This window comes from Kocuria sp. ICS0012 (genome assembly GCF_001665945.1).
Lineage (GTDB): Bacteria > Actinomycetota > Actinomycetes > Actinomycetales > Micrococcaceae > Kocuria > Kocuria marina.
The window spans coordinates 1-21,310 of the sequence record NZ_LZMM01000054.1; the positions used below are offsets into that span (position 1 = coordinate 1).

General features: G+C 70.3%; 20 protein-coding genes. 11 read left to right on the top strand and 9 right to left on the bottom strand.

The annotated features are described in order from the left end of the window. Positions 1-103: 103 nt before the first annotated feature. Positions 104-655: a DUF3093 domain-containing protein gene (locus tag A5728_RS09295; RefSeq protein ID WP_231885596.1), complete on the bottom strand. Its 552-nt coding sequence runs from the start codon at positions 653-655 to the stop codon at positions 104-106. A gap of 85 nt (positions 656-740) precedes the next feature. Here A5728_RS09295 and dut point away from each other — a divergent pair, with 85 nt between their 5' ends. From dut to A5728_RS09315, 4 genes are read left to right on the top strand one after another with little or no spacing between them, the layout of a single operon-like run. Continuing rightward, on the top strand, positions 741-1,193 hold the full coding sequence (gene dut / locus A5728_RS09300) for a dUTP diphosphatase (protein ID WP_064846771.1): 453 nt from the start codon (positions 741-743) through the stop codon (positions 1,191-1,193). 49 nt (positions 1,194-1,242) lie between these two features. Next, positions 1,243-2,007, top strand: a complete 765-nt coding sequence (locus A5728_RS09305) for a DUF3710 domain-containing protein (protein WP_082943373.1) — start codon at positions 1,243-1,245, stop codon at positions 2,005-2,007. 5 nt (positions 2,008-2,012) lie between these two features. Further along, positions 2,013-2,375, top strand: coding sequence for a hypothetical protein (locus tag A5728_RS09310; RefSeq protein WP_064846772.1), 363 nt, complete (start codon positions 2,013-2,015; stop codon positions 2,373-2,375). Next, entirely contained in the window at positions 2,372-3,079 is a 708-nt protein-coding gene (locus A5728_RS09315; RefSeq protein WP_064846773.1) for a DUF3159 domain-containing protein, read from the top strand. Before A5728_RS09310 ends, A5728_RS09315 begins: the two co-directional genes overlap by 4 nt. Here A5728_RS09315 and A5728_RS09320 read toward each other — a convergent pair. Further along, positions 2,997-3,743 (bottom strand): TrkA family potassium uptake protein, encoded by a 747-nt coding sequence (locus tag A5728_RS09320; protein ID WP_064846774.1) that lies wholly within the window; start codon positions 3,741-3,743, stop codon positions 2,997-2,999. The two genes, A5728_RS09315 and A5728_RS09320, sit on opposite strands and share 83 nt — an antisense overlap. Continuing rightward, on the bottom strand, positions 3,743-4,462 hold the full coding sequence (locus tag A5728_RS09325; protein WP_064846787.1) for a TrkA family potassium uptake protein: 720 nt from the start codon (positions 4,460-4,462) through the stop codon (positions 3,743-3,745). Before A5728_RS09325 ends, A5728_RS09320 begins: the two co-directional genes overlap by 1 nt. Before the next feature lie 78 nt (positions 4,463-4,540). Between A5728_RS09325 and A5728_RS09330 the strand changes: the two genes are divergently transcribed. The 4 genes from A5728_RS09330 to dxs all read left to right on the top strand — a co-directional run bounded on the left by A5728_RS09330 (position 4,541) and on the right by dxs (position 13,146). Continuing rightward, positions 4,541-6,499, top strand: a complete 1,959-nt coding sequence (locus tag A5728_RS09330) for an APC family permease (RefSeq protein WP_064846775.1) — start codon at positions 4,541-4,543, stop codon at positions 6,497-6,499. Next, positions 6,496-7,926 carry a class I SAM-dependent RNA methyltransferase gene (locus A5728_RS09335; RefSeq protein WP_064846776.1) on the top strand — a complete coding sequence of 477 codons (1,431 nt, stop codon included), beginning with the start codon at positions 6,496-6,498 and terminating at the stop codon, positions 7,924-7,926. The genes A5728_RS09330 and A5728_RS09335 overlap by 4 nt, the downstream gene beginning before the upstream one ends. Before the next feature lie 170 nt (positions 7,927-8,096). Then, positions 8,097-10,904, top strand: coding sequence for an aconitate hydratase AcnA (gene acnA / locus A5728_RS09340; protein WP_064846777.1), 2,808 nt, complete (start codon positions 8,097-8,099; stop codon positions 10,902-10,904). 226 nt (positions 10,905-11,130) lie between these two features. After that, the gene (dxs, locus tag A5728_RS09345; RefSeq protein ID WP_064846778.1) at positions 11,131-13,146 is read left to right on the top strand and encodes a 1-deoxy-D-xylulose-5-phosphate synthase; all 2,016 of its coding nucleotides are present in this window, start codon (positions 11,131-11,133) and stop codon (positions 13,144-13,146) included. A gap of 99 nt (positions 13,147-13,245) precedes the next feature. Here the strand turns inward: dxs and A5728_RS09350 are convergent, their stop codons facing one another. Further along, positions 13,246-13,725 (bottom strand): Rieske (2Fe-2S) protein, encoded by a 480-nt coding sequence (locus tag A5728_RS09350; protein WP_082943374.1) that lies wholly within the window; start codon positions 13,723-13,725, stop codon positions 13,246-13,248. A 147-nt stretch (positions 13,726-13,872) separates the two neighbouring features. Between A5728_RS09350 and A5728_RS09355 the strand changes: the two genes are divergently transcribed. Further along, positions 13,873-14,343, top strand: coding sequence for a hypothetical protein (locus A5728_RS09355; protein WP_064846779.1), 471 nt, complete (start codon positions 13,873-13,875; stop codon positions 14,341-14,343). A 131-nt stretch (positions 14,344-14,474) separates the two neighbouring features. Here A5728_RS09355 and A5728_RS09360 read toward each other — a convergent pair whose 3' ends face one another. The 3 genes from A5728_RS09360 to msrB all read right to left on the bottom strand — a co-directional run bounded on the left by A5728_RS09360 (position 14,475) and on the right by msrB (position 17,006). Next, entirely contained in the window at positions 14,475-15,737 is a 1,263-nt protein-coding gene (locus A5728_RS09360; protein ID WP_064846789.1) for an HRDC domain-containing protein, read from the bottom strand. 133 nt (positions 15,738-15,870) lie between these two features. Further along, positions 15,871-16,452: a DUF3000 domain-containing protein gene (locus A5728_RS09365; protein ID WP_231885597.1), complete on the bottom strand. Its 582-nt coding sequence runs from the start codon at positions 16,450-16,452 to the stop codon at positions 15,871-15,873. A 137-nt stretch (positions 16,453-16,589) separates the two neighbouring features. Beyond that, a complete protein-coding gene (gene msrB / locus A5728_RS09370; protein WP_369795628.1) occupies positions 16,590-17,006 on the bottom strand; it encodes a peptide-methionine (R)-S-oxide reductase MsrB in 417 nt (138 codons plus the stop codon). 231 nt (positions 17,007-17,237) lie between these two features. Here msrB and A5728_RS09375 point away from each other — a divergent pair, with 231 nt between their 5' ends. Next, a complete protein-coding gene (locus tag A5728_RS09375; protein ID WP_064846782.1) occupies positions 17,238-18,488 on the top strand; it encodes a S9 family peptidase in 1,251 nt (416 codons plus the stop codon). Here the strand turns inward: A5728_RS09375 and A5728_RS09380 are convergent. Both A5728_RS09380 and A5728_RS09385 read right to left on the bottom strand, forming a co-directional pair. Further along, on the bottom strand, positions 18,454-18,903 hold the full coding sequence (locus A5728_RS09380; protein ID WP_064846783.1) for a SufE family protein: 450 nt from the start codon (positions 18,901-18,903) through the stop codon (positions 18,454-18,456). The genes A5728_RS09375 and A5728_RS09380 overlap by 35 nt on opposite strands. Further along, positions 18,900-19,808, bottom strand: a complete 909-nt coding sequence (locus A5728_RS09385) for a sulfurtransferase (protein ID WP_064846784.1) — start codon at positions 19,806-19,808, stop codon at positions 18,900-18,902. The genes A5728_RS09380 and A5728_RS09385 overlap by 4 nt, the downstream gene beginning before the upstream one ends. A gap of 275 nt (positions 19,809-20,083) precedes the next feature. Between A5728_RS09385 and zapE the strand changes: the two genes are divergently transcribed. Continuing rightward, complete coding sequence (gene zapE, locus A5728_RS09390) at positions 20,084-21,130, top strand: cell division protein ZapE (protein WP_064846785.1); 1,047 nt, start codon at positions 20,084-20,086, stop codon at positions 21,128-21,130. The last annotated feature ends 180 nt before the right edge of the window (positions 21,131-21,310 follow it).

Sequence of the window (21,310 nt, forward strand, 5' to 3'; positions counted from 1 at the left end):
TGACGCAATTGCTGGTCGATCTTCAGCCGGTACCGGGTTGAATCGGGGGTCTCCACGAGGGGGTGCCCCCCGTCGTCTTTCTGCTCGTCCGTGATCGTGCTCGTCAGACCCGGTCGCCGCGGTTACCCGCCGAACGGGAGCCCGCATTGATCGCGTCGGCCAACCGCTCGGGGTGGCGAGTCGCGGTGAGCCAGTACGGGGTGGGGTCCACCGGGTCCACGATCTCGATCCGGCACAGGTCCGGTATCGACACACGGAAGTTCATGAAGGCGCGCCCGTCCAGGTCGGGTCCGCGCGCAGCACGCGCCTCGGCGCCGACCAGCGGACGAGCATCGCCCACGTACTGCCGTTCGATGTACGCCCGGCCCACGCGCAGGTCCTGGTCAGTGACCACGATGCTCGGCGCCCCCAGGTGCAGCACGAGCCCGATCACGACCATCAGCACCACGGCCACGATCACGCCCACGGCGATGCTGATGGGTGCCACGGCCACGAATCCGGCCGCGCCCACGAAGACCACGATGAGCCATACCCACCACGCGACGATCAGCTTCTCCTCGTACTGCACGTCCGCTCGGACGTTCTCCTGGGCCTGGGACGGGTGCTCTGCGGGTGAGGACGCCGCGGCCGCCCCAAAATCTGGGTGGGAACTCATGCCCCCACCTTGACACATTCCCCCTGGACGCCGCCCGCGTCCGCGCCGTCAGGCCCGCGCGTTACAGTGGGGCATTGTGACCGAAATGAGCGAGTCGGCCGCGGTGACCGTGGCCCTGCACCTGTTGGACCCGGACCTGCCCGCCCCCGCCTATGCACGTCCCGGTGACGCCGGAGCGGACCTGCGCGCCCGCCACGACGTCGAACTCGGCCCGGGCCGGCGCGCGCTCGTGGACACAGGGGTGGCGCTCGCGATCCCCGCGGGGTACGTGGGTCTCGTGCACCCACGCTCCGGGCTCGCGGCCAAGCATGGGCTGACCGTGGTCAATGCACCGGGCACCGTGGACAGCGGCTACCGTGGCGAACTCAAGGTGTGCCTGCTCAACACGGATCTCCATGAGAGCTACACGGTGCGCCGCGGTGAGCGGATCGCCCAGCTCGTGATCCAGGAAGTGGTCACCGCCCGCTTCGAGCTCACCACCGAACTCCCCGACAGCGAGCGCGGTGCGAGCGGATTCGGGTCCACGGGGGCCCGCTGATCGCCGGCCCTCGCCCCCGCAGATTCCCCACCCACTCTTGGAGCAACTGATGTTCGGACGTAAGAAGCGCAACCGCGAGACCTCGGAGCAGACACCGACCGAGTCCACGACCGCGTCGGCTGCCACCGAGGCCGCCCCGGACCAGGACGCGCCGGATCCTCGCGCCAACGGCCCGTGGGACGAGAGCGAGATGCCGGGTGAGCGCGCCGAGTACCTGGATCTCGGGGCCCTGCTGCTGAAGCCGGTCGCGCGCGTGGACGTGCGCGTCGAGCTGGATCCGCGGGACCGGGTGCCGCGGGCCGTGAACATGGACTTCGGGGGCGGTTCCGTCCAGGTGCAGGTCTTCACGGCCCCCAAGTCCTCCGGGCTGTGGGACGAGGTGCGCGCCGAGCTCGTGGCCGGGTTGCGGCGGGACGGGGGCAACCCCACGGTCTCCGACGGTCCCCTGGGCATGCAGGTCAACGCGCAGTTCGCGGGCGTCACGCCCTCCGGCGAGAACGGGTTCCGGCTCGCACGCTTCGTGGGCATCGACGGTCCGCGCTGGTTCCTGCGCTGCGTCTACACAGGCGACGCCGCGCTGCCCGGGCCCACCGCGGAGGTGCTCGATGACGCCGTGCGCGGGCTCGTCGTCGTCCGTGGCCAGGACCCGCACCCGCCGCGCGACCTGCTCGCGCTCACGGTCCCCGAGGACGCCGAGGTGCACCCCGCGGGCGCGCCGACCGGTGCGGATGAGGACGCGGGTCGGACCCCGGCGGAGCAAGGCGCCGCGGTGCAGGAGCCGCGGCGCGGCCCCGAGATTACCGAGATCGGCTGACTCGGGTGGTCAACAACCCGCTCACGGGCGCGATCGACGTCGTCGCCGAACCCGAGGCCCACGCGGAGGACCTGACCCCGGAGCATCGGGCGCGGCAGCGGCGCCGTGCGGTCGTGGAGGGCGTGGTCGTGGAGGTCACGATCGCGCCCGTGACCGCGCCGCCGTACTACCGGGCGCTGCTGCGCGTGACGAACCCAGCGGCGCAGCCGTGCACGCTCGAACTGTTGTGGCACGGTCAGCACGTGGTCCCGGGCGTCACCGCCGGCACCAAGCTGCGCTGCCTCGCCGTGGTGTGCTTCCCGGACGGGGTGGCCACCATGTACAATCCGCGCTACGAGATCATCACCCCCAAGAAGGCCGTGCGATGACGTCCCCGCCGGAGCCGACGGAACCCGCACCGCAGAGCGCGGGCGACCGCATGGGCCGCGCCGCCGAGGATCTCGCCCGGCGCTCGGGCCTGCGCCGGGACGCCAACGGCCAACTGGACGTGCTCAGCGCCGTGGGCGGCTGGCGAGGCGTGATCGAATCCATCCTCCCGGGACTCGTGTACCTCGCGTGCGTGGTGCTCACGGGGGAGTTGGTCCCGGCGTTGTTGGCGTCACTGGGCACGGCCGCCGTGTTCACCGTGCTCCGGCTGGCGCAGCGCCAGGCCGTGACCCAGGCGATCGCCGGGCTCATGGGCGTGGGGGTGTGCACGCTGTTCGCCCGCGCGGGCGGGCAGGCGCTGGACTACTACGTGCCCGGGTTCATCACGAACGTCGTGGCGCTGGTCCTGTTGAGCATCTCGGCGGCCGTTGGGTGGCCGCTGCTGGGCGTCGTCTTCGGCTACGTGCGCGGTGAATCCGTGGACTGGCGCCGCGACCCGCTGCGGCGCGTGGCCTATCAGCGGGTCAACGGTCTGCTCATCGCGATGTTCGCGACCCGGTTGCTCGTGCAGGTCCCGCTGTACGTCGCGGAGAACGTCATGGCGCTCGGGATCACACGCTTGGTCATGGGGGCCCCGCTGTACGCCGCTGTGCTGTGGGTGGCATGGCTGTGGAGCCGCCCTGGCCGCGAGCAGCCTGCAGGTTGACGTCCCGGGCCGTGGTGAACATGGCCCGCAACTGGTCCTCACCCTCCGCCGTGGTGATGAAGAACAGCTCGTCCCCGCTCTCCAGGACGTCGTCGCCGGACGGTGCGATCGGCACGCCGTCGCGCAGGATCGCCACGAGCGCCACGTCCTGGGGCCACGGCACCTGGGTCACGGTGCTCGCGACCACGGGGTGTTCCCGGGGCACCGTGTAGGCGGACAGCGTGGCCGAGCCGGTCTGGAAGCTCAGCAGGCGCACGACGTCGCCCACCTCCACGGCTTCCTCCACGAGCGCCGTCATCAACCGCGGGGTGGATACGGCCACGTCCACGCCCCACGCGTCGTCGAAGAGCCACTCGTTCTTGGGGTGGTTGACACGCCCCACGGTGCGGGGCACCCCGAACTCGCTGCGCGCGAGCAACGAGACGACCAGGTTGGCCTTGTCGTCACCGGTCGCGGCCACGACCACGTCCGCCTCCTCCGCGCGCGCCCGTTGCAGGACCTGGAGATCGCACGCGTCCCCCACGACCCACTGCGCACCGCGCAGGTTGGAGCGCCCGATCACCTCCGCGGTGGCGTCCACCACGACCACGTCGTGGCCGTGCGACAACAGTTCCCGAGCGATCGAGGATCCCACGGACCCTCCGCCTACAATCACCACGTGCATCAGTCACGCCCCCGCGTCCCAGGGGTCGCGGCGAGCGCCACGGCCTCCATGACCTCGTCCGACGGCGGTCGGGACAGCACCCGGGCCACGCGTTCCACGTCCTCCACGCGCATCATGGCGTGCACGATGTCCCCCTGCTGGTAGCTCGTGTCGCTCGCGGGCAGGATGCCCTCCCCGAACCGGGTCACGAACGCGACCCGCACACCGGCGGCCTCCTCGATCCGGTCCAGGTGCAGTCCGGACCACGCGTCGTCCAGGGGCAGTTCCCCGAGCTGCAGGCGGCCGGAGGCCTCCCGGAAGTCACCCGTGATGGCGTGTTCGGGCAGGATGCGGCGCAGCACCTGGTCCGCGCTCCAGCGCACGGACGCGACCGTGGGAATGCCCATGCGCTGGTAGAACTCCGCGCGGGTGGGGTCGTAGATCCGGGCGACCACGTGCTTGACCTTGAAGGTCTCCCGCGCCACGCGCGCGGCGATGATGTTGGAATTGTCCCCCGAGGAGACCGCGGCGAACGCGTAGGCGTCCGCGATCCCCGCGCGTTGCAGCACCTCGCGGTCGAAACCGTGGCCCGTGACCTTTTTGCCGCTGAACGAGGGCCGCAGTTTGCGGAACGCCCGGTCGTCCTGGTCGATCACGGCAACCGTGTGCCCTGAGTCCTCGAGGGCGTGCGCGAGGGTGATCCCCACCCGGCCCACGCCCATGATCACGAAATGCGCCATGAGCCACAGCATAGGGCCCGCGGCACGGGACAAGGCCCGGCCGAGGGACTAGCGTGTTCCCACGTGTATGTGTCCCAAATGCTGCGCCGCGCGCTCGTGGGCAAACCGATCCACAACGAGCGCGCCGCGGGCACGGTGCTCTCCAAGGGCACCGCCCTGCCGGTGTTCGCGTCCGACGCCCTGTCCTCGGTCGCGTACGCCCCGGATGAGATCGTCCTGACGCTTGCCCTCGCGGGTTCCGCGGCGATCCTGCTGTCCCCGTGGGTGGGCCTCGCGGTTCTCGCCGTGCTCGCGGTGATCATCACCGCGTACCGGCAGAACGTGCGCGCGTACCCCTCGGGCGGGGCGGACTTCGAGATCGCGTCCAAGAACCTCGGCCGGCCCGCCGGTGCCGCGGTGGGTGCCGCTCTGATGGTGGACTACACGCTCGTCGTGGCTGTGTCCATGGCCGCCGCCGCGCAGTACCTCGCCGCGGCCGTCCCGTGGCTCGTGGGTCACCAGACGGTCGTGGCCGTCGCGGGGATCGCGCTCGTGGGCTTGCTCAACCTGCGCGGACTCAAATTCATGGGTCGCGCGTCCTCGGTGCCCACGTACGCGTTCGTGGGGGTCGTGCTGATCCTCGTGCTCGTGGGCTTCGTCCAGGACGTCACGGGAACACTGCAGCGCGCGCCGTCGGCGGACTACGACGTCGTCCCGGCCGCGGGCATGGACGGCGGGCTCATGGGCCTGGCCGGGGCCATGCTCGTGCTGCGCGCGTTCTCCTCGGGTGCCGTGGCCCTGACGGGCGTGGAGACCATCACGCACTCCGTGCCGTTCTTCCGCAAGCCCAAGGCCCTCAACGCGGCGCGCACGCTCGCGGTGCTCGGAGCGCTGTCCGCTGTGTTGCTGCTCGGGGTGCTCTACCTGACCCGGCGCACGGGCGCGGTGGTCGTGATGGACCCCGCGCGGCAACTGTTGATCGACGGCCGCGCACCGGAGCCCGACTTCTACCAGGTGCCCATCCTGGGCCAGATCGCGCAGGCCGTGGCGGGGGCGGATTCCGTGTGGTTCGTGATCCTCGTTCTCGTGACCGTGGGCGTGCTGTTCATGGCCGCGAACACGGCGTACTCGGGCTTCCCCGTGCTGGCCTCACGCCTCGCGTCCGCCGCATTGCTGCCCCGGCAGTTGCAGAGCCGGGGGGACCGCTTCGCGTTCACGAACGGCATCATCCTGTTGTCCGTGGTCGCGGCGGTCTTCACGATCGTGTTCGGCGCGAACGTCAACGGGCTCATCCAGCTCTACGTGGTGGGGGCGTTCTTCGCGTTCACGCTGACCCAGGCGGGCATGGTGCGGCACTGGGCCAGGGTGCGCCGCACGAGCACGTCGCAGAGTCCGCACCGCCGGATCGCCGGGCGCTGGGCCGTGGCGGTGATCGCCCTGATCGCGTGCGCGGCGGTGTTCGTGGTGGTACTCGTGACCAAGTTCGCCCAGGGCGCGTGGCTCACGATCGTCGCGATCGCCCTGATCACCGTGATGATGCGCGCCATCGGGCACCACTACCGCTCGGTGGACACCGAACTCGAGGTGCACCAAAACTCGGGGGTGCGGGCCCTGCCGTCCCGCGTGCACTCGATCATCGTGGTCACCTCGGTGCGCAAGCCCGTGGTGCACGCCCTGACCTATGCGCGGGCCTCCCGTCCGTCCAGCCTCGAGGCCGTGGTGGTGGACACGGACCGCGCGCGCACCGAACAGATCGTGAAGCAGTGGGAGGCCCTGGAGATCCCCGTGCCCGTCACGGTCCTCGCCTCGCCCTACCGCGATACCGTGGGACCCGTCGTCGCCCACATCCGCGGCATCCGCCGCAAGTCCCCGCGGGACCTCGTGATCGTGTACCTGCCCGAGTACGTGGTGGGCCGCGGATGGGAACGCTTCCTGCACAACCAGGCCATCCGCCCGTTGCGGACGCGGCTGCACTACGAACGCGGAGTCATGATCGCCTCCGTACCCTGGCACCTCGAATCGGTGCGCGAACTACGACTCACGGAGAACAACGAATGACCGAGTCCCCCGATCACCTCGAGCTGCGCCTGGGCGCCGTGGCCCACGGCGGCCACGTGGTGGCCCGCACGGACGAGGGGCGCGTGGTCTTCGTGCGCCACGGGCTGCCGGGGGAGCTGGTTCGGGTGCGGCTCACCGACCGGGACCCCGCGGCGTCGTTCTGGCGCGCTGACGTCACGGACGTGCTCGAACCCGTCCCCGGGCGCCGGGAGGTACACCCGTGGGAGCAGGCGGACGCGCTCGTCGCAGCGGGCGCGGACCGGTCACCGCTGGGCGGGGCCGAGTACGGGCACGCGGATCTGACGACCCAGCGCGAACTCAAACGCCACGTGATCGCCGAGCAACTGGGCCACCTGGCCGGCCACGACTGGGACGGCGAGGTGCAGCCCGTCGCGGGGGAGAGCCCCGACGGCACCGGGTGGCGCACCCGGTTGCACCTGGACGTGGCCCCCGACGGCACACCCGGGATGTACCCCCACCGCAGCACCGAGCTCGGTCCCGTCACGGACATGCCCCTGGCCACGGACGCGATCCGTGCCCTGGCCCCGTGGTCGCTGGAGTACCCCGGTGCGGCCCGCGTGGACGTTGCCGCGTCGGCAGGGGGAGCGGCACCGCTGCTGCACGTGGGGCTGCGCCCGGATACCGCGCCGGAGCAGGTCACCGCCCTGCGGGATCGGTTGAGCGCATGGGCGGGGGACCGCGGGGTGAGCGTCACCGCGCGCTCGCCGCACGAGCGGGACACCCAGTTGTGGGCGGGCACCGACCACGTCCAGGAGACCCTCGAGTTGCCCGGCGCTACCGATCCCGAGCCGCTGCGCTGGCGCATAAGTCCCACGGGCTTCTGGCAGATCCATCGCGGCGCTCCCGGGACCCTCGCGCGCGCGGTACTGGACGGCGCCGGTCTGCGCCCCGGGGACAGCGTGTGGGACCTGTACAGCGGCGCCGGTCTGTTCACCGCGGTGGCCGCGCGCGCCGTGGGCCCCACGGGGTGCGTCTTCGCGGTCGAGGGCTCGCCCGTGACCTCCGCCGACGCCGCCCACAACCTCGCCCGCGCCCCGCACGTCACGAGCGTGCGCGGGGACGTGGCGCGCGTGCTCACTGGACCGGGCGGGCGGGGTGGGCACCGGGGCCGGGGCGCCGCAGCGGCGTCGTCCCGGCGGGGTCGTGGTTCCACACCGCGGCCACCGCGCCCGGACGTCGTCGTCCTGGACCCGCCGCGCGCCGGTGCGGCCAAGGAGGTGCTGGCCGCGGTGGACCGTGCCGCACCGCGCACGATCGTGTACGTCGCGTGCGATCCCGCCGCGCTCGGCCGGGACCTGGGGCGGTTGCGGCGCCGGGGCTGGCGGATCGAGGGCGTCGAGGCATTCGATCTGTACCCGAACACGCACCACGTGGAAGCCGTCGCGGTGCTCAACTGCGAGGGCTGAACCGGGCGGCCGCACGACGGCCCACGTCATCGTGACGCGGACGCCCGGGAATCCCCGGAGTGACGGAGCGCACGGGCTACACTGACAGGGACTGTTCCACGCGCGGGGGACACCTGTAGTGTGCCGCGCGCGCCGAACGCAACCGACGGTGGCGAGAGGAGTTCCACACCATGACTGTGGACAGCTTTGGAGCCAAGGACGTTCTCAACGTCAAGGGCACCGACTACGAAATTTTCCGACTGGACGCCGTGGAGGGAGCCCAGAAGCTCCCCTACAGCTTGAAGGTCCTGCTCGAGAACCTGCTGCGCACCGAGGACGGTGCCAACGTGACGAGCAAGCACATTGAAGCCCTGGGCAACTGGGACCCCGAGGCCCAGCCCGACACGGAGATCCAGTTCACCCCTGGTCGCGTGATCATGCAGGACTTCACCGGCGTTCCCTGCATCGTGGACCTGGCCACCATGCGTGAGGCCGTGGCAGATCTCGGCGGCGACCCCTCCCGCGTGAACCCGCTCGCCCCGGCCGAGCTGGTGATCGACCACTCCGTGCAGATCGACGCGTTCGGTTCCGCGGACGCGATCGAGCGCAACATGGACATCGAGTACCAGCGCAACGGCGAGCGCTACCAGTTCCTGCGCTGGGGCCAGACCGCGTTCGATGACTTCAAGGTGGTCCCGCCCGGGATGGGCATCGTCCACCAGGTCAACATCGAGAACCTGGCCCGCGTGGTCATGACCCGCGAGGTTGACGGCACGCTGCGCGCCTACCCGGACACCTGTGTGGGCACCGACTCCCACACCACCATGGAGAACGGCATCGGCGTGCTCGGTTGGGGTGTGGGCGGCATCGAGGCCGAGGCCGCGATGCTCGGTCAGCCCATCTCCATGCTGATCCCGCGCGTGGTGGGCTTCAAGCTCACCGGCGAGATCCCCTCCGGTGCGACCGCCACGGACGTGGTGCTGACCATCACGGAGATGCTGCGTGAGCACGGTGTCGTGGGCAAGTTCGTGGAGTTCTACGGTGAGGGCGTGGCAGCGGTGCCGCTGGCCAACCGCGCCACGATCGGCAACATGTCCCCGGAGTTCGGTTCCACCGCGGCGATCTTCCCGATCGACCAGGTGACCCTGGACTACCTGGCGCTCACGGGCCGCTCCGAGGAGCAGATCGCCCTGATCGAGGCGTACACCAAGGAACAGGGCATGTGGCACGACCCCGAGCACGAGGTCGCCTACTCCGAGTACCTCGAGTTGGACCTGTCCACCGTGGTCCCCTCGATCTCCGGGCCCAAGCGTCCCCAGGACCGCATCGAGCTGACCCGCTCCAAGGAACAGTTCCGCGACGACCTCGTGAACTACGTGGCCGAGGACAAGTCCGTGGACGTGGACCCGGACGTCGTCGAGTCCTTCCCGGCCTCCGACGCCCCCTCCCACGACGCGACCGATGAGCAGGACCCCCAGGACGCGCCGCGCGAGAGCTCCGCGGACGACATGAAGGAGCGCCCCGAGCACCGAGTGGAGGTCTCCATGGAGGACGGCCGTCACTTCGAGCTGGACCACGGTGCCGTGTCGATCGCCTCGATCACGTCCTGCACCAACACGTCCAACCCCTCGGTGATGATGGCCGCGGCCGTGCTCGCGCGCAACGCCACGGAGAAGGGCCTCAAGGCCAAGCCGTGGGTCAAGACCTCGATCGCCCCGGGTTCGCGCGTGGTCACCGAGTACTACGAGAAGTCCGGTCTGGTCCCGGCGCTCGAGGAGCTCGGCTTCTACATCGTGGGTTACGGCTGCACCACGTGCATCGGCAACTCCGGTCCTCTGGAGCCCGAGATCTCCCAGGCCGTGCAGGAAAACGACCTCGCCGTGACCTCGGTGCTCTCCGGTAACCGCAACTTCGAGGGCCGAATCAACCCGGACGTGAAGATGAACTACCTCGCGTCCCCGCCGCTGGTCATCGCGTACGCGCTGGCCGGAACCATGGACTTTGACTTCGAGAACGAGCCTTTGGGCCAGGACTCGAACGGTCAGGACGTATTCCTCAAGGACATCTGGCCGGACCCCACCGAGGTCCAGAAGATCATCGATGCCTCGATCGACACCGATATGTTCGACCGCGAGTACGGCACCATCTTCGACGGTGACGAGCGTTGGCAGAACCTGGACACCCCCACGGGTGACGTGTTCGAGTGGGACCCCGAGTCCACCTACGTGCGCAAGCCACCGTACTTCGAGGGCATGACCATGGAGACCACTCCGGTGGAGGACATCGAGGGTGCGCGCGTGCTGCTCAAGCTGGGCGATTCCGTGACCACGGACCACATCTCCCCGGCCGGTTCGTTCAAGAGCGACACGCCCGCGGGCAAGTACCTCACGGAGCACGGCGTGCAGCGCAAGGACTTCAACTCCTACGGTTCCCGCCGTGGTAACCACGAGGTCATGATCCGCGGTACGTTCGCGAACATCCGCATCAAGAACCAGCTGCTCGACGGCGTGGAGGGCGGTTTCACCCGCGACTTCACTCAGGAGGGTGGCCCGCAGGCCGCCGTGTACGACGCCGCGATGAACTACCAGGAGGCCGGTGTTCCCCTGGTGGTGCTGGGCGGCAAGGAGTACGGCTCCGGTTCCTCGCGTGACTGGGCGGCCAAGGGCACGTCCCTGCTGGGTGTGCGCGCGGTCATCGCGCAGTCCTACGAGCGCATCCACCGTTCCAACCTGATCGGCATGGGCGTGCTGCCCCTGCAGTTCCCCGAGGGCGAGTCCGCGGACTCCCTGGGGTTGGACGGCACCGAGACGTTCTCGATCGAAGGGGTCACCGCGCTCAACGACGGCCAGACCCCCAAGACCCTGAAGGTCACGGCCACCAAGGAAGACGGTTCCACCGTGGAGTTCGACGCCGTGCTGCGCATCGACACCCCGGGTGAGGCCGACTACTACCGTAACGGCGGCATCCTGCAGTACGTGCTGCGTCAGATCGCCAAGTAATAGGTCCTCGGATCGTACCGTCGGCCGGGGATCCCCGCGCGGGGGGTCACCGGCCGACGGCGTTGCGGGCGTCGTTCGCCGTGGCCCAGGCCATGCGACGGGACGGGGCCCCGGCCAGGGCGAGTAAGATCGGACGGAGCATTCGGGCGCATCATGATCCCCCCGCCGGACGAGCACCCGTCCGGTGCGGGCCCGAAGAGGACGAGACATCCACGGAGAGCAGGCTATGACGCTTCTGGAGACCATCGAGGGACCCGAAGACCTACGGGGGCTGGACGCCGCGGCCATGGAGCAGTTGGCCGCCGAGATCCGTTCCTTCCTGATCACCCACGTCTCCGCGACCGGGGGTCACCTGGGGCCGAACCTGGGTGTCGTGGAGCTCACCCTCGCGGTGCACCGCGTGTTCGACTCGCCCCAGGACTCGATCGTCTTCGACACCGGGCACCAGTCCTACGTGCACAAGCTCGTCACGGGTCGCCAGGACTTCGACACCCTGCGCCAGGAGGGTGGCCTCGCGGGCTACCCGTCCCGCGCGGAGTCCGAACACGACATCGTGGAGTCCTCCCACGCGTCGTCGTCCCTGTCCTGGGCGGACGGGATCTCGCGCGGTTACGCGCTCACGGGCCAGGACGACCGGCACACCGTCGCGGTGATCGGGGACGGGGCCCTGACCGGTGGCATGGCGTGGGAGGCCGTGAACAACATCGCCTCGGACCGGGAGCGCAAAGTCGTGATCGTGGTCAACGACAACGGCCGCTCCTACGCGCCCACCGTGGGCGGGTTCGCGAACCACCTGCGCGAGCTGCAGGCCAGCGTGCAGCAGGGCGTGGACGCCGTGCGCACGGACCGCCGCTACGAGCAGACCCTCGCGAAGGCTAAGCGCCTGCTGACGTCCTCGGGCCACCTGGGCCAGGCCGTGTACCGCGGTCTGCACGGGATGAAGCAGGGCATCAAGGACGTGGTGGTCCAGCAGGGGATCTTCGAGGACCTCGGCATGAAGTACGTGGGTCCGGTGGACGGCCATGACCTCGCCGCGATGGAACAAGCGCTCACGAATGCCCGCAACTTCGGCGGCCCGGTCATCGTCCACGCCATCACCGAGAAGGGCCACGGCTACTTGCCCGCCCGCCTGGACGCGAACGACCAGTTCCACTCCGTGCCCGTGATCGACCCCACTACGGGCAAACCCACGAGCACCGCCTCGGCCCGCTCGTGGACGCACGTCTTCCGCGACGAGATCGCCGCGATCGCGGATGAGCGCGAGGACATCGTGGGCATCACCGGCGCCATGTTGATCCCCATGGGACTGCAGAAGATGCAGACGGCACACCCGCAGCGCGTCGTGGACGTGGGGATCGCCGAACAACACGCGCTGACCATGGCCGCGGGCATGGCGTTCAGCGGGCTGCACCCGGTCGTGGGCCTGTACGCGACGTTCCTCAACCGCGGCTTCGACCAGCTGCTCATGGACGTGGCCCTGCATCACGCGGGCGTCACGGTCGTGCTGGACCGCGCAGGCGTCACCGGCCCGGACGGGCCGAGCCACCACGGGATGTGGGACCTCGCACTGTTGCAGATCGTGCCGGGGCTGCACCTCGCGGCCCCGCGGGACGAGGACACCATGGTCGAGGAGCTGCGCGAGGCGGTTGCCGTCTCCGACGCACCCACCGTGGTGCGCTACCCCAAGGGCGCGGTGGGTGCGCCGCTGCCCTCCCTCGAGCGACTGAGCGGCGGGGTGGACGTCCTCGCCCGCAACGGCGAGGCCTCCGGCAAGGGCGTGGATCACCGCGACGTGCTGATCGTGGGCGTGGGCGCCATGTGCGTCACCGCGCTGGACGTCTCCGAACGCCTCGCCGCCCACGGTGTCTCCTCCACCGTGGTGGACCCCCGCTGGGTGCTGCCCGTGCCGCAGGCGGTCGTGGAGCAGGCAGCGACGCACCGGATCGTGGTGGTGATCGAGGACGGTGTGCGCGCCGGGGGCATCGGTTCGCTCATCCGCCAGGAGATGCGCGCCCAGGGCGTGGACACCGCGCTGAACGAGGTGGGGTTACCCACCGAGTTCCTCGAGCACGCGAGCCGCGAGCAGATCCTGCAGCACACGGGGTTGACCGCCCAGCGCATCGCCCAGGACACGCTCGCGTCCGTCCTGGGCACCAAGGTCCCGTACGCGCGCCCCGTGGCCGAAGACGCCGCGCAGTTCACCGTGCCGCGCTCCGGGGAGCAACCGCGCGACGGACGCTGAACCACCAGCGCTGATCCACGAATGCGGATCCGGGGACGCTGCTCCACGGGCCGTTTGTCGCCAGACCGATGCGGTGCGTGGCGAACGGATCCGCGCGGTTCAGCCCACGATGACGCGCCCGTTGCGCACCGTGACCGGGTACTCAGTGAGTCCCCTGGGTGCGGGCCCGCCCTTGACCTCGCCCGTGGCCATGTCGAACGCCGAGCTGTGGCACGGGCACACGTACTGCCGGTTGGCGGGATTGACGATGCACCCCTCGTGCGGGCACACGGGAGAGAACGCGGTGAACGTGCCCTCGGTGGGTTGTCCCACCACGGCCTGCACACCCCCGGAATCCACCTTGAGCCCCGACCCCACGGGGATGTCCGCGGCGGCGGCCACGTCCACGGGGGTGGCCGGCGCGGTGGGGGTGGCCGCGGCGTCGTCGTCCGATCCGCCGCCCGAACTGCATGCGCTCAACCCGACCGCGCCCACAGTGGCGTTCCCGGCGGCACCCACGGCGCGTCGGCGCGTGAACAACGCGGGGGAGGGGGTCTTGGTCCGGGCGGCGGGGTCCTCGGGCAGGGGTGGGACGGTCATGGCGGTGCGATCCTTTCGACGCGGTGACTCCAATCCTAGGACCGGTCACGGCGCGGCGTGGGGCGCGGGAGCGGGGGGGTTCCTCAGTACGATGGGACCAGGAGCGGACGGGTGGATCCCGGTCCGCGGTACAGGAAGGAAGGCACCATGATTAAACGTCTTGCATTCGTCGCCGGTTTCGGAATCGGCTTCGTGGTCGGCTCCGCGTCCGGTCGCAAGAGCTACGAGTCCCTGCGCGAGAGCGCGCTGAACACCTGGAACGACCCCAAGGTCCAGGCCAAGGTCTCCGAGGGTACGGACTGGGTCAAGTCCGAGGTCCCCGTGGTGGGCGAGAAGCTCGCAGAGGGCGCGCAGAAGGCCGCCGGCACCGTGGGCGCCAAGGCCTCCGAGGGCGCGGCCGCCGTCAAGGACAAGGCCGCCCAGGGTGCCGCGTCCGTTAAGGACAAGGCGCAGGGCGGTGCCGAGGCCGTGAAGCAGAAGGCCTCCCAGGGCGGTCAGGATTCCGGTACGCCCGCGAACCATTCGGGCGCCGAGCTGCCCGAGCCCGCCGTGACCGAGGACGAGGTGGACATGAAGCCCGCGCACCCGGGTCCGGACGCCAAGGACATGAAGAACTGATGCGACGGGCGGCACGGGTCATGTGACCGCGCCGCGCCGCGTGACAACGGCCGTGCACCTTCGTGGGTGCACGGCCACTGTCGTGTCGTGGCCGGAGCGGTCCGGTGCACGGCCGGCTCCGCGCCCTCGATCTACTCGTGCCCCTCAGTGGTCTTCTCCGCCCGACGCCGCGAGCGCAGTTCACGCCACGCGGCCCCGATCACGGGCGTCACGTGCTCGACCTGCCACGAGCGGGCGCCGAGCTCGCGCAGCCGGGCGGCCACGGCGTCGTCGGCGGTGGAACGCGGGGGCTGCCAGCAGAACCGGCGCAACAGTTCGGGCGTCAGGAGGTTCTCGGTGGGTAACTCCAGGTGCTCGGCGAGTTCCGCCACGGCGGGTTTGAGGACCTTGAGCCGCGCCGCTGCCTCCGGGCGCTTGGCATCCCAGCCCTTGACCGGCGGGAGGGCGTTGGAGGGGATTGTGGCGGGGACAGGCTCCTCGGTGTTGCGGGCGTCCTGGACCGCGGTGAGCCACCGGGTGGCCTCGCGCGAGGCCAGGCGACCGTGGAAGCCCGGGGTGGCCATGAGCTGCGGCACGGTGCGGGGCATCGCGTTGGCGGCCGCCACGATCGCCGAGTCCGGGAGCAACCGTGTGGGCGCGAGGTCCTTGTGCCGCGCGAGCGACTCCCGCGCCTGCCACAGATTGCGCACCGCGGTCAGCTTGCGCCGGCCACGGACGTTGCCCACGCCGTGGGTGCGCCGCCACGGATCCTGGCGCGGTGCGGGCGGGGGCAGGGTGCGGATGTGGTCGAATTCTTCGAGCGCCCAGTCGAGCTTGCCCGCCTGGACCAGGCGATCCTCCGTGGCCCAGCGCAGCTGCACGAGCACTTCGACGTCCAGTGCGGCGTAGTTGAGCCAGTCCACGGGCAGCGGGCGCTGGGACCAGTCCACCGCCGAGTGCTCCTTGGACAGCGTGAATCCCAGCAGCTCCTCCGTCATGGAGGCGAGGCCCACCTTGCGCAGCCCGAGCAACCGACCGCCCAGTTCGGTGTCGAAGAGCCGGTCCGGGTGCATGTCCAGTTCGGCGAGGCAAGGCATGTCCTGCGTGGCCGCATGCAGCACCCACTCGACGTCGCGCAGGGCCTCGTTCACGACCGCCAGGGACCCCACGGCCTCGGGATCGATCAGGATCGTGCCCGCGCCCTCGCGGCGCAACTGCACGAGGAACGCGCGCTGCCCGTAGCGGAACCCCGAGGCGCGTTCGGTGTCGATCGCCACGGGACCCGTGGCCGCAGCTAGTTGCTCCGCGGCGCGCGTGAGGCCGCGGGCGGTGTCCACCACGCGGGGGAGCCCCTCTGCGGGGCCGTTGAGATGGACGGTCGCGGGAATGTGCAGATGTTCGAATCCGGGGACCACGATCTCGGGTGGCTCCGGAGCTCGAGAGTGCCTGGGGTCCTTGGCGTTGCTGTTGATGGGATGTTCCTCGGAGGGTGGATCGGCGGGGGGGGGGGTGATCCGCACCGCCGGACGGGACGGATGACGGGGCCGGTTACAGGTAGGTGACGCCCTCGTGATGGGGTGGCAGACCGGCGGCGGTGCACAACACCTGGGCCCACGCACCCAGGTGGGTCAGGGCCCAGTGCGGCGGGCCGATGTGGGGCACCGGGGTCCAGGACGCCCGCACCTCCACCTGGGCGGAGTCTGCATGTTCGGTCAGGCTGCCGAAGTGGCGCTCCACCGTGCGGGAGGCCGTACCGCCCTCGGCGGTGAACTGCGCACCGTGCTCGGTGAGCGTGTCCGTGAGCCAGGACCAGCCGACGTCGGTCAGCAGGTCGTCCCGGCCCATGGCGGTGTCCGTGCGGGACCGGAACCAGCTCACGATCCGGAAGGGACCTTCCCAGGGCTGCGGGCAGGACTCGTCGTACAACACCACGAAACGCCCGGCCGCCGGTGCGTCGTCCGCGGTGCGGGGCCGGTCGGGTGCGGTGTCGCGCCGATGGGGACCCCGGACGACTTCCGCGGCGAAGGAGATCGCGTGCGGAGCAAGTCCGTGCGGGGGGACGATACGGCGCAGTGCGATCTCCGGGCGGAAGCGGGCAGTCTCCAGGGCTTGCACGACTGCGCGAAACACGTCCGGAGTGCTGTTCAGCTCGGTTACCGCTCCCACAAGGTCACAGTAACCACACCGTTATCCTTCACCGCGCGTTTGACATCGTGTCGCTCGTGCGTATCGCCGTGCGTCGTTCTGGGGTGGGTCGGATCGACGCTTCAGTCCTGTGTCGCGGGAACCAGACGCAGGGACACCGAGTTCATGCAGTAGCGCAGATCCGTGGGAGTGTCGTACCCCTCGCCCTCGAACACGTGGCCCATGTGCGAGTCGCAGTTCGCGCAGCGCACCTCCACGCGTTTCATCCCCATGGTTGTGTCCTCGATGTAGCGCACCCGGTCCTCCGCGAGCGGCGCGAAGAAGGACGGCCACCCGCAGTGGGACGAAAACTTCGTGTCCGAGCGGAACAGCTCGGCCCCGCACGCGCGACACTCGTACACGCCCTGCGTGGTGGTATCCACATACTCGCCCGTGAAGGGGCGTTCGGTCCCGGCCTGGCGCAGCACCTGGTACTCGAGCGGGTTCAATTGTTCACGCCACTGCGCGTCCGTGCGCGCCGCGGCGGCCTCCGGGCTCAGGGCTCCGCCGGTGCGGGCGCTCGTCTCGTGGTTCGGCTCCGTGGTCACGGGGCGCCTCCTTCTCGTCGTCATGTGACTTCCTCCCTGTCCAACCATGCGTTCGCGCCGGTTATGCCCGTACGACGTCGCGTAGCCGCCGTTCGACGCTCGCGCGCGCCGTGTATTCGGGGTGCCTGCGGTGACCGGCCCGCCATCCAGGTCCCCGTGATCGGCGCGTGCCAGAATGACGACATGACTACCCTGATCACCCCCGGGCAGGATTCGAACGCGCGCTCGTGGCGCCGCGGCGCGGTGGTGGGCGCCGCCGCGAGTATCGGAGCGGCGTCGGCGACGTTCGCGTTGTCGGGAGGTCTGGCGGCGCTCGTCGCGCGCCACGTGGTCACCCCGTCCACCCGGCCCGGCAACGTCCAGGTGCTCAAGCTCGAGAAGGACCCCAACTCGGGACAGGAACTGATCACGCTGCCCGCGAACCCGGACACCCGGGTCGCCGGGACGTACGCCCTACGGTTCGACGACGGTCGCGGCCTCGCGCGGATCGGCTTCATCGTGCGCCAGACCGGGGGCACCGTCACGCGGCTCGTGGAGCGCGTGTACCGCGGGGAACTCGCGGTGGGCAAGCGCGGGTGGTGGACCGGGACCGTGTACGCGCGACCGTCGGACGCCGGGTTGGCCTACGGCAAGATCCACGTGGAGACGCCGCTGGGGCCCGCGCCCGCGTGGGTCATCCCCGCGGACGGGGACACGGCCACCGCACACCACACCGGCACGTGGGCGGTCATGGTGCACGGCCGCGGCGCCCAGCGCCCGGAATGCATCCGCGGGGCCAGGGTGGCCCACGAACTGGGGTTGCACTCCCTCATCCTGTCCTACCGCAACGACCAGGAGGCACCCTCCACCCCGGATCAGCGCTACGGGCTGGGGTTCACCGAATGGGAGGACATCCAGGCGGGGATCGGCTATGCGCTGGACCACGGGGCGTCGGACATCGTGCTGTTCGGGTGGTCCATGGGCGGGGCCATCGTGTTGCGCACGACCGAACTGACCGAGTACCGCGACCGGATCCGAGCGCTGGTGCTCACGGGGCCGGTCGTGGACTGGTACGAGCTACTGGCTCACCAGACCCGGATCCACCGCATCCCGCGGCGCGTGGGTCGCATGGCGGCGGACCTGATCTCCCACCGCATGGGCCCGCGGATCACCGGGCTGGCCGCGCCCCTGGACCTGCATGCCCTGGACTGGCTCTCCCGCTGGGAGGACATCACTACGCCCACCCTGATCCTTCACTCCACGGACGACGAGGTGGTCCCGGTGGCCGGGTCCGTGGAACTCGCCAATCGCAGTCCCTACGTGGACTTCGTGGGGTTCTCCGGGGCCCGGCACACCAAGGAATGGAACATCGACCGCAAACGCTACGAGCGGGCCATCCGTGACTGGTTGCCCGCGGCGCTCACTCGCCGAGCCGGGCGCGGATCTGGCGTTTGATCCGACCGAGCATCGCGGACATCCCGCGCATGCGCAGCGGGGACACCAGCTTGGTCAGCCCGAAGCGTTCCGGCAGGTCGTCGGGCACGTCCAACACCTGGGACGCCGGCAGGCCGTTGAGCCCCTCGTGCAGGATGGACGCGAAACCACGCGTGGTGGGCGCTTCCGCCGGCGCGGAGAAGAACAGGGCGACCGGTGCGTCCGCACCGGACCCGTCCAGTTCCACGGTCAGGAACAACGGCGACTGACACTCGGTGACCTGCTCGAGTTCCTCCGGGTGCTCGCCGAGCCGCGCGGGCAGCGCGGGCAGCGAACGGGAGAACTCGAGCAGCAACTGCAGCTTGTCGGGTTCCGGGACCTCGTGGAACTCGGTCACCAGCTCCCGCAACTGTTCGGGCAGGTCCTGGGTGCTCACCGCGCGGCCCCGGGGGCCTCGCCGCGTTCCTCACCCTGCGCCACGGGCACGCGCACGGCGTTGCCCCACTCGGTCCAGGACCCGTCGTAGTTGCGCACGTTGTCGAAGCCCAGCAGGTGGGTCAGCACGAACCACGTGTGCGAGGAACGCTCGCCGATGCGGCAGTACGCGATCACGTCGTCGTCCTGCCCGAGCCCGACCTCGTCGCGGTAGATCGCGTCGAGGTCCTCGCGGGACTTGAACGTCCCGTCCTCGGCGGCGGCCCGGGCCCACGGCACGGACGCCGCGGTGGGGATGTGTCCGCCGCGCAGCGTGCCCTCCTGCGGGTAGTCGGGCATGTGGGTGCGCTCGCCCGTGTACTCCTGGGGGGAGCGCACGTCGATCAGGGGAGTGGTGCCCAGCGCGGCCAGCACGTCCTCGCGGTACGCGCGGATCACTGAGTCGTCCCGCTCCACCACGGGGTACTCGGTGGGGGTCACGGGGGTCGCGTCCGTGGTCAGTTCGCGGCCCTCGGCGATCCACTTGTCGCGCCCGCCGTTCATCAGGCGAACGTCCCGGTGACCGAACAGCGTGAAGACCCACAGGGCGTAGGCGGCCCACCAGTTGGACTTGTCGCCGTAGATCACCACGGTGTCGTCGCGGGAGATCCCCTTGCGGGACATCACCTCGGCGAACTGCTCCCCGTTCACGTAGTCGCGGGTGTCCGGTTCGTTGAGGTCCGTGTGCCAGTCCACCTTGACGGCCCCGGGGATGTGCCCGGTCTCGTACAGCAGGACGTCCTCGTCCGATTCGACGACGACGACGCCGGGCGTGCCGACGTGATCGGCCACCCACTGCGTGGACACCAGACGTTCCGGGTGCGCGTACTGCGCGAACGCGTCGTTCTGCTCTGCTTCTACAGCCATGAGACTTCTCCTTGTCCTTGTGCTGTCGTGGGCGCTGCGCACGCACGTGCCGTGCGCGTCTCGTTCTCCAGCGTAGTGGTGCGCGCGCACCCGGCGCATGCCGGCCCGCGTGTGCCGTCATACGCGGTCGCCGTGTTCACCACGGGCTGACCGGTAGCATCGTGGGAGAACGGGACGCCCGGCGCGTCCCACGTACTGTCCGTTTACCGCAGGATTGGTCCCGGTGCGCGCCCGCCGCGGCGCGCGATCCGGAACCGGTCGGGAGGCCCTGTCACGTGAGCACTCAGATCGAACACCTCGTGGAGCGCGATCCACGCGTCTCGGCCGATGAACTGCTGGCCGGTTTCACCCCGTCCGAACGCTTCGGGGAGGTGTCGTTCGACACGTACCGCCCTGATCCGTCCCAGCCCTCGCAGGCACAGGCGGTCGAGAAGCTCAAGACCTTCGCGGCGGGCGCGTCCGGGGGCGGCGCCTCCGGTGGCGGGTTCTTCTCCAAACTCTTCGGCGGGCAGAAGAGTTCCGGCGCGGCGCAGGGGATCTACCTGGACGGCGGGTTCGGCGTGGGCAAGACCCACCTGCTCGCGTCCCTGTGGCACGCCGTGCCCGGGCCCAAGGCGTTCGGCACGTTCGTGGAGTACACCAACCTGGTGGGTGCGCTCACGTTCCGCCGCACCGTGGACGCCCTGAAGGAATACACCCTCGTGTGCATCGACGAGTTCGAGCTCGACGACCCCGGGGACACCGTGCTGATGTCCCGGCTCATGCGCGAACTCGCGGACGCGGGCGTCAAGCTCGCGGCCACGTCCAATACCTTGCCCGGTTCCCTGGGCGAAGGCCGGTTCGCGGCGCAGGACTTCCAGCGTGAGATCCAGGTGCTGTCCTCCCAGTTCGAGGTCGTGCGCATCGACGGCGAGGACTACCGTCACCGCGGACTGCCGAACGCGCCGTCGCCCCTGCCCGACGACGCCGCGCTCGACGCCGCCGTCGAACAGCACTTCGCGGGTCGGCGTGTGGCGATCGACGACTTCGACGCGCTCGTGGAACACCTTTCCCGCGTGCACCCCTCGCGCTACCGTGCGCTGATCGAGGGCCTGGACGCGATCGCGTGGCGCGGGGTGCGCACGATCGACCAGCAAGCGGTAGCGCTGCGGTTCGTGGTGCTCGCGGACCGGTTGTACGACCGGGACCTGCCCATCCTCTCCACGGGCGTGCCGTTCGACCGCGTCTTCACGGAGGAGATGATGGCCGGCGGCTACCAGAAGAAGTACTACCGAGCGGTCTCCCGCCTTACGGCACTCGCCCGGGAGGCGGACGAGGCCTGAGACCCGCGAGAGCGGTGGCGACGCCGCGGCGTCCTCCCCGCGCGGGTGACCGGTTCGTGAGAGGAGCCCTCGAGCCCGTGGGGCGCACCCTCGAGCCGACGGGGGGGGCGGGGGGCGGCGGCGGGGGGCGGGGCCCCCGGCGGGGGGGGGCGGGGGGGGGGGCGCGGTGGGGGGGGGGCG

Coding starts and splice junctions, on each gene's coding strand:
- A5728_RS09295 (WP_231885596.1), bottom strand. CDS start 655: ATGAGTTCCCACCCAGATTTTGGGGCGGCCGCGGCGTCCTCACCCGCA.
- dut (WP_064846771.1), top strand. CDS start 741: ATGAGCGAGTCGGCCGCGGTGACCGTGGCCCTGCACCTGTTGGACCCG.
- A5728_RS09305 (WP_082943373.1), top strand. CDS start 1,243: ATGTTCGGACGTAAGAAGCGCAACCGCGAGACCTCGGAGCAGACACCG.
- A5728_RS09315 (WP_064846773.1), top strand. CDS start 2,372: ATGACGTCCCCGCCGGAGCCGACGGAACCCGCACCGCAGAGCGCGGGC.
- A5728_RS09320 (WP_064846774.1), bottom strand. CDS start 3,743: ATGCACGTGGTGATTGTAGGCGGAGGGTCCGTGGGATCCTCGATCGCT.
- A5728_RS09325 (WP_064846787.1), bottom strand. CDS start 4,462: ATGGCGCATTTCGTGATCATGGGCGTGGGCCGGGTGGGGATCACCCTC.
- A5728_RS09330 (WP_064846775.1), top strand. CDS start 4,541: ATGCTGCGCCGCGCGCTCGTGGGCAAACCGATCCACAACGAGCGCGCC.
- A5728_RS09335 (WP_064846776.1), top strand. CDS start 6,496: ATGACCGAGTCCCCCGATCACCTCGAGCTGCGCCTGGGCGCCGTGGCC.
- acnA (WP_064846777.1), top strand. CDS start 8,097: ATGACTGTGGACAGCTTTGGAGCCAAGGACGTTCTCAACGTCAAGGGC.
- dxs (WP_064846778.1), top strand. CDS start 11,131: ATGACGCTTCTGGAGACCATCGAGGGACCCGAAGACCTACGGGGGCTG.
- A5728_RS09350 (WP_082943374.1), bottom strand. CDS start 13,725: ATGACCGTCCCACCCCTGCCCGAGGACCCCGCCGCCCGGACCAAGACC.
- A5728_RS09355 (WP_064846779.1), top strand. CDS start 13,873: ATGATTAAACGTCTTGCATTCGTCGCCGGTTTCGGAATCGGCTTCGTG.
- A5728_RS09375 (WP_064846782.1), top strand. CDS start 17,238: ATGACTACCCTGATCACCCCCGGGCAGGATTCGAACGCGCGCTCGTGG.
- A5728_RS09385 (WP_064846784.1), bottom strand. CDS start 19,808: ATGGCTGTAGAAGCAGAGCAGAACGACGCGTTCGCGCAGTACGCGCAC.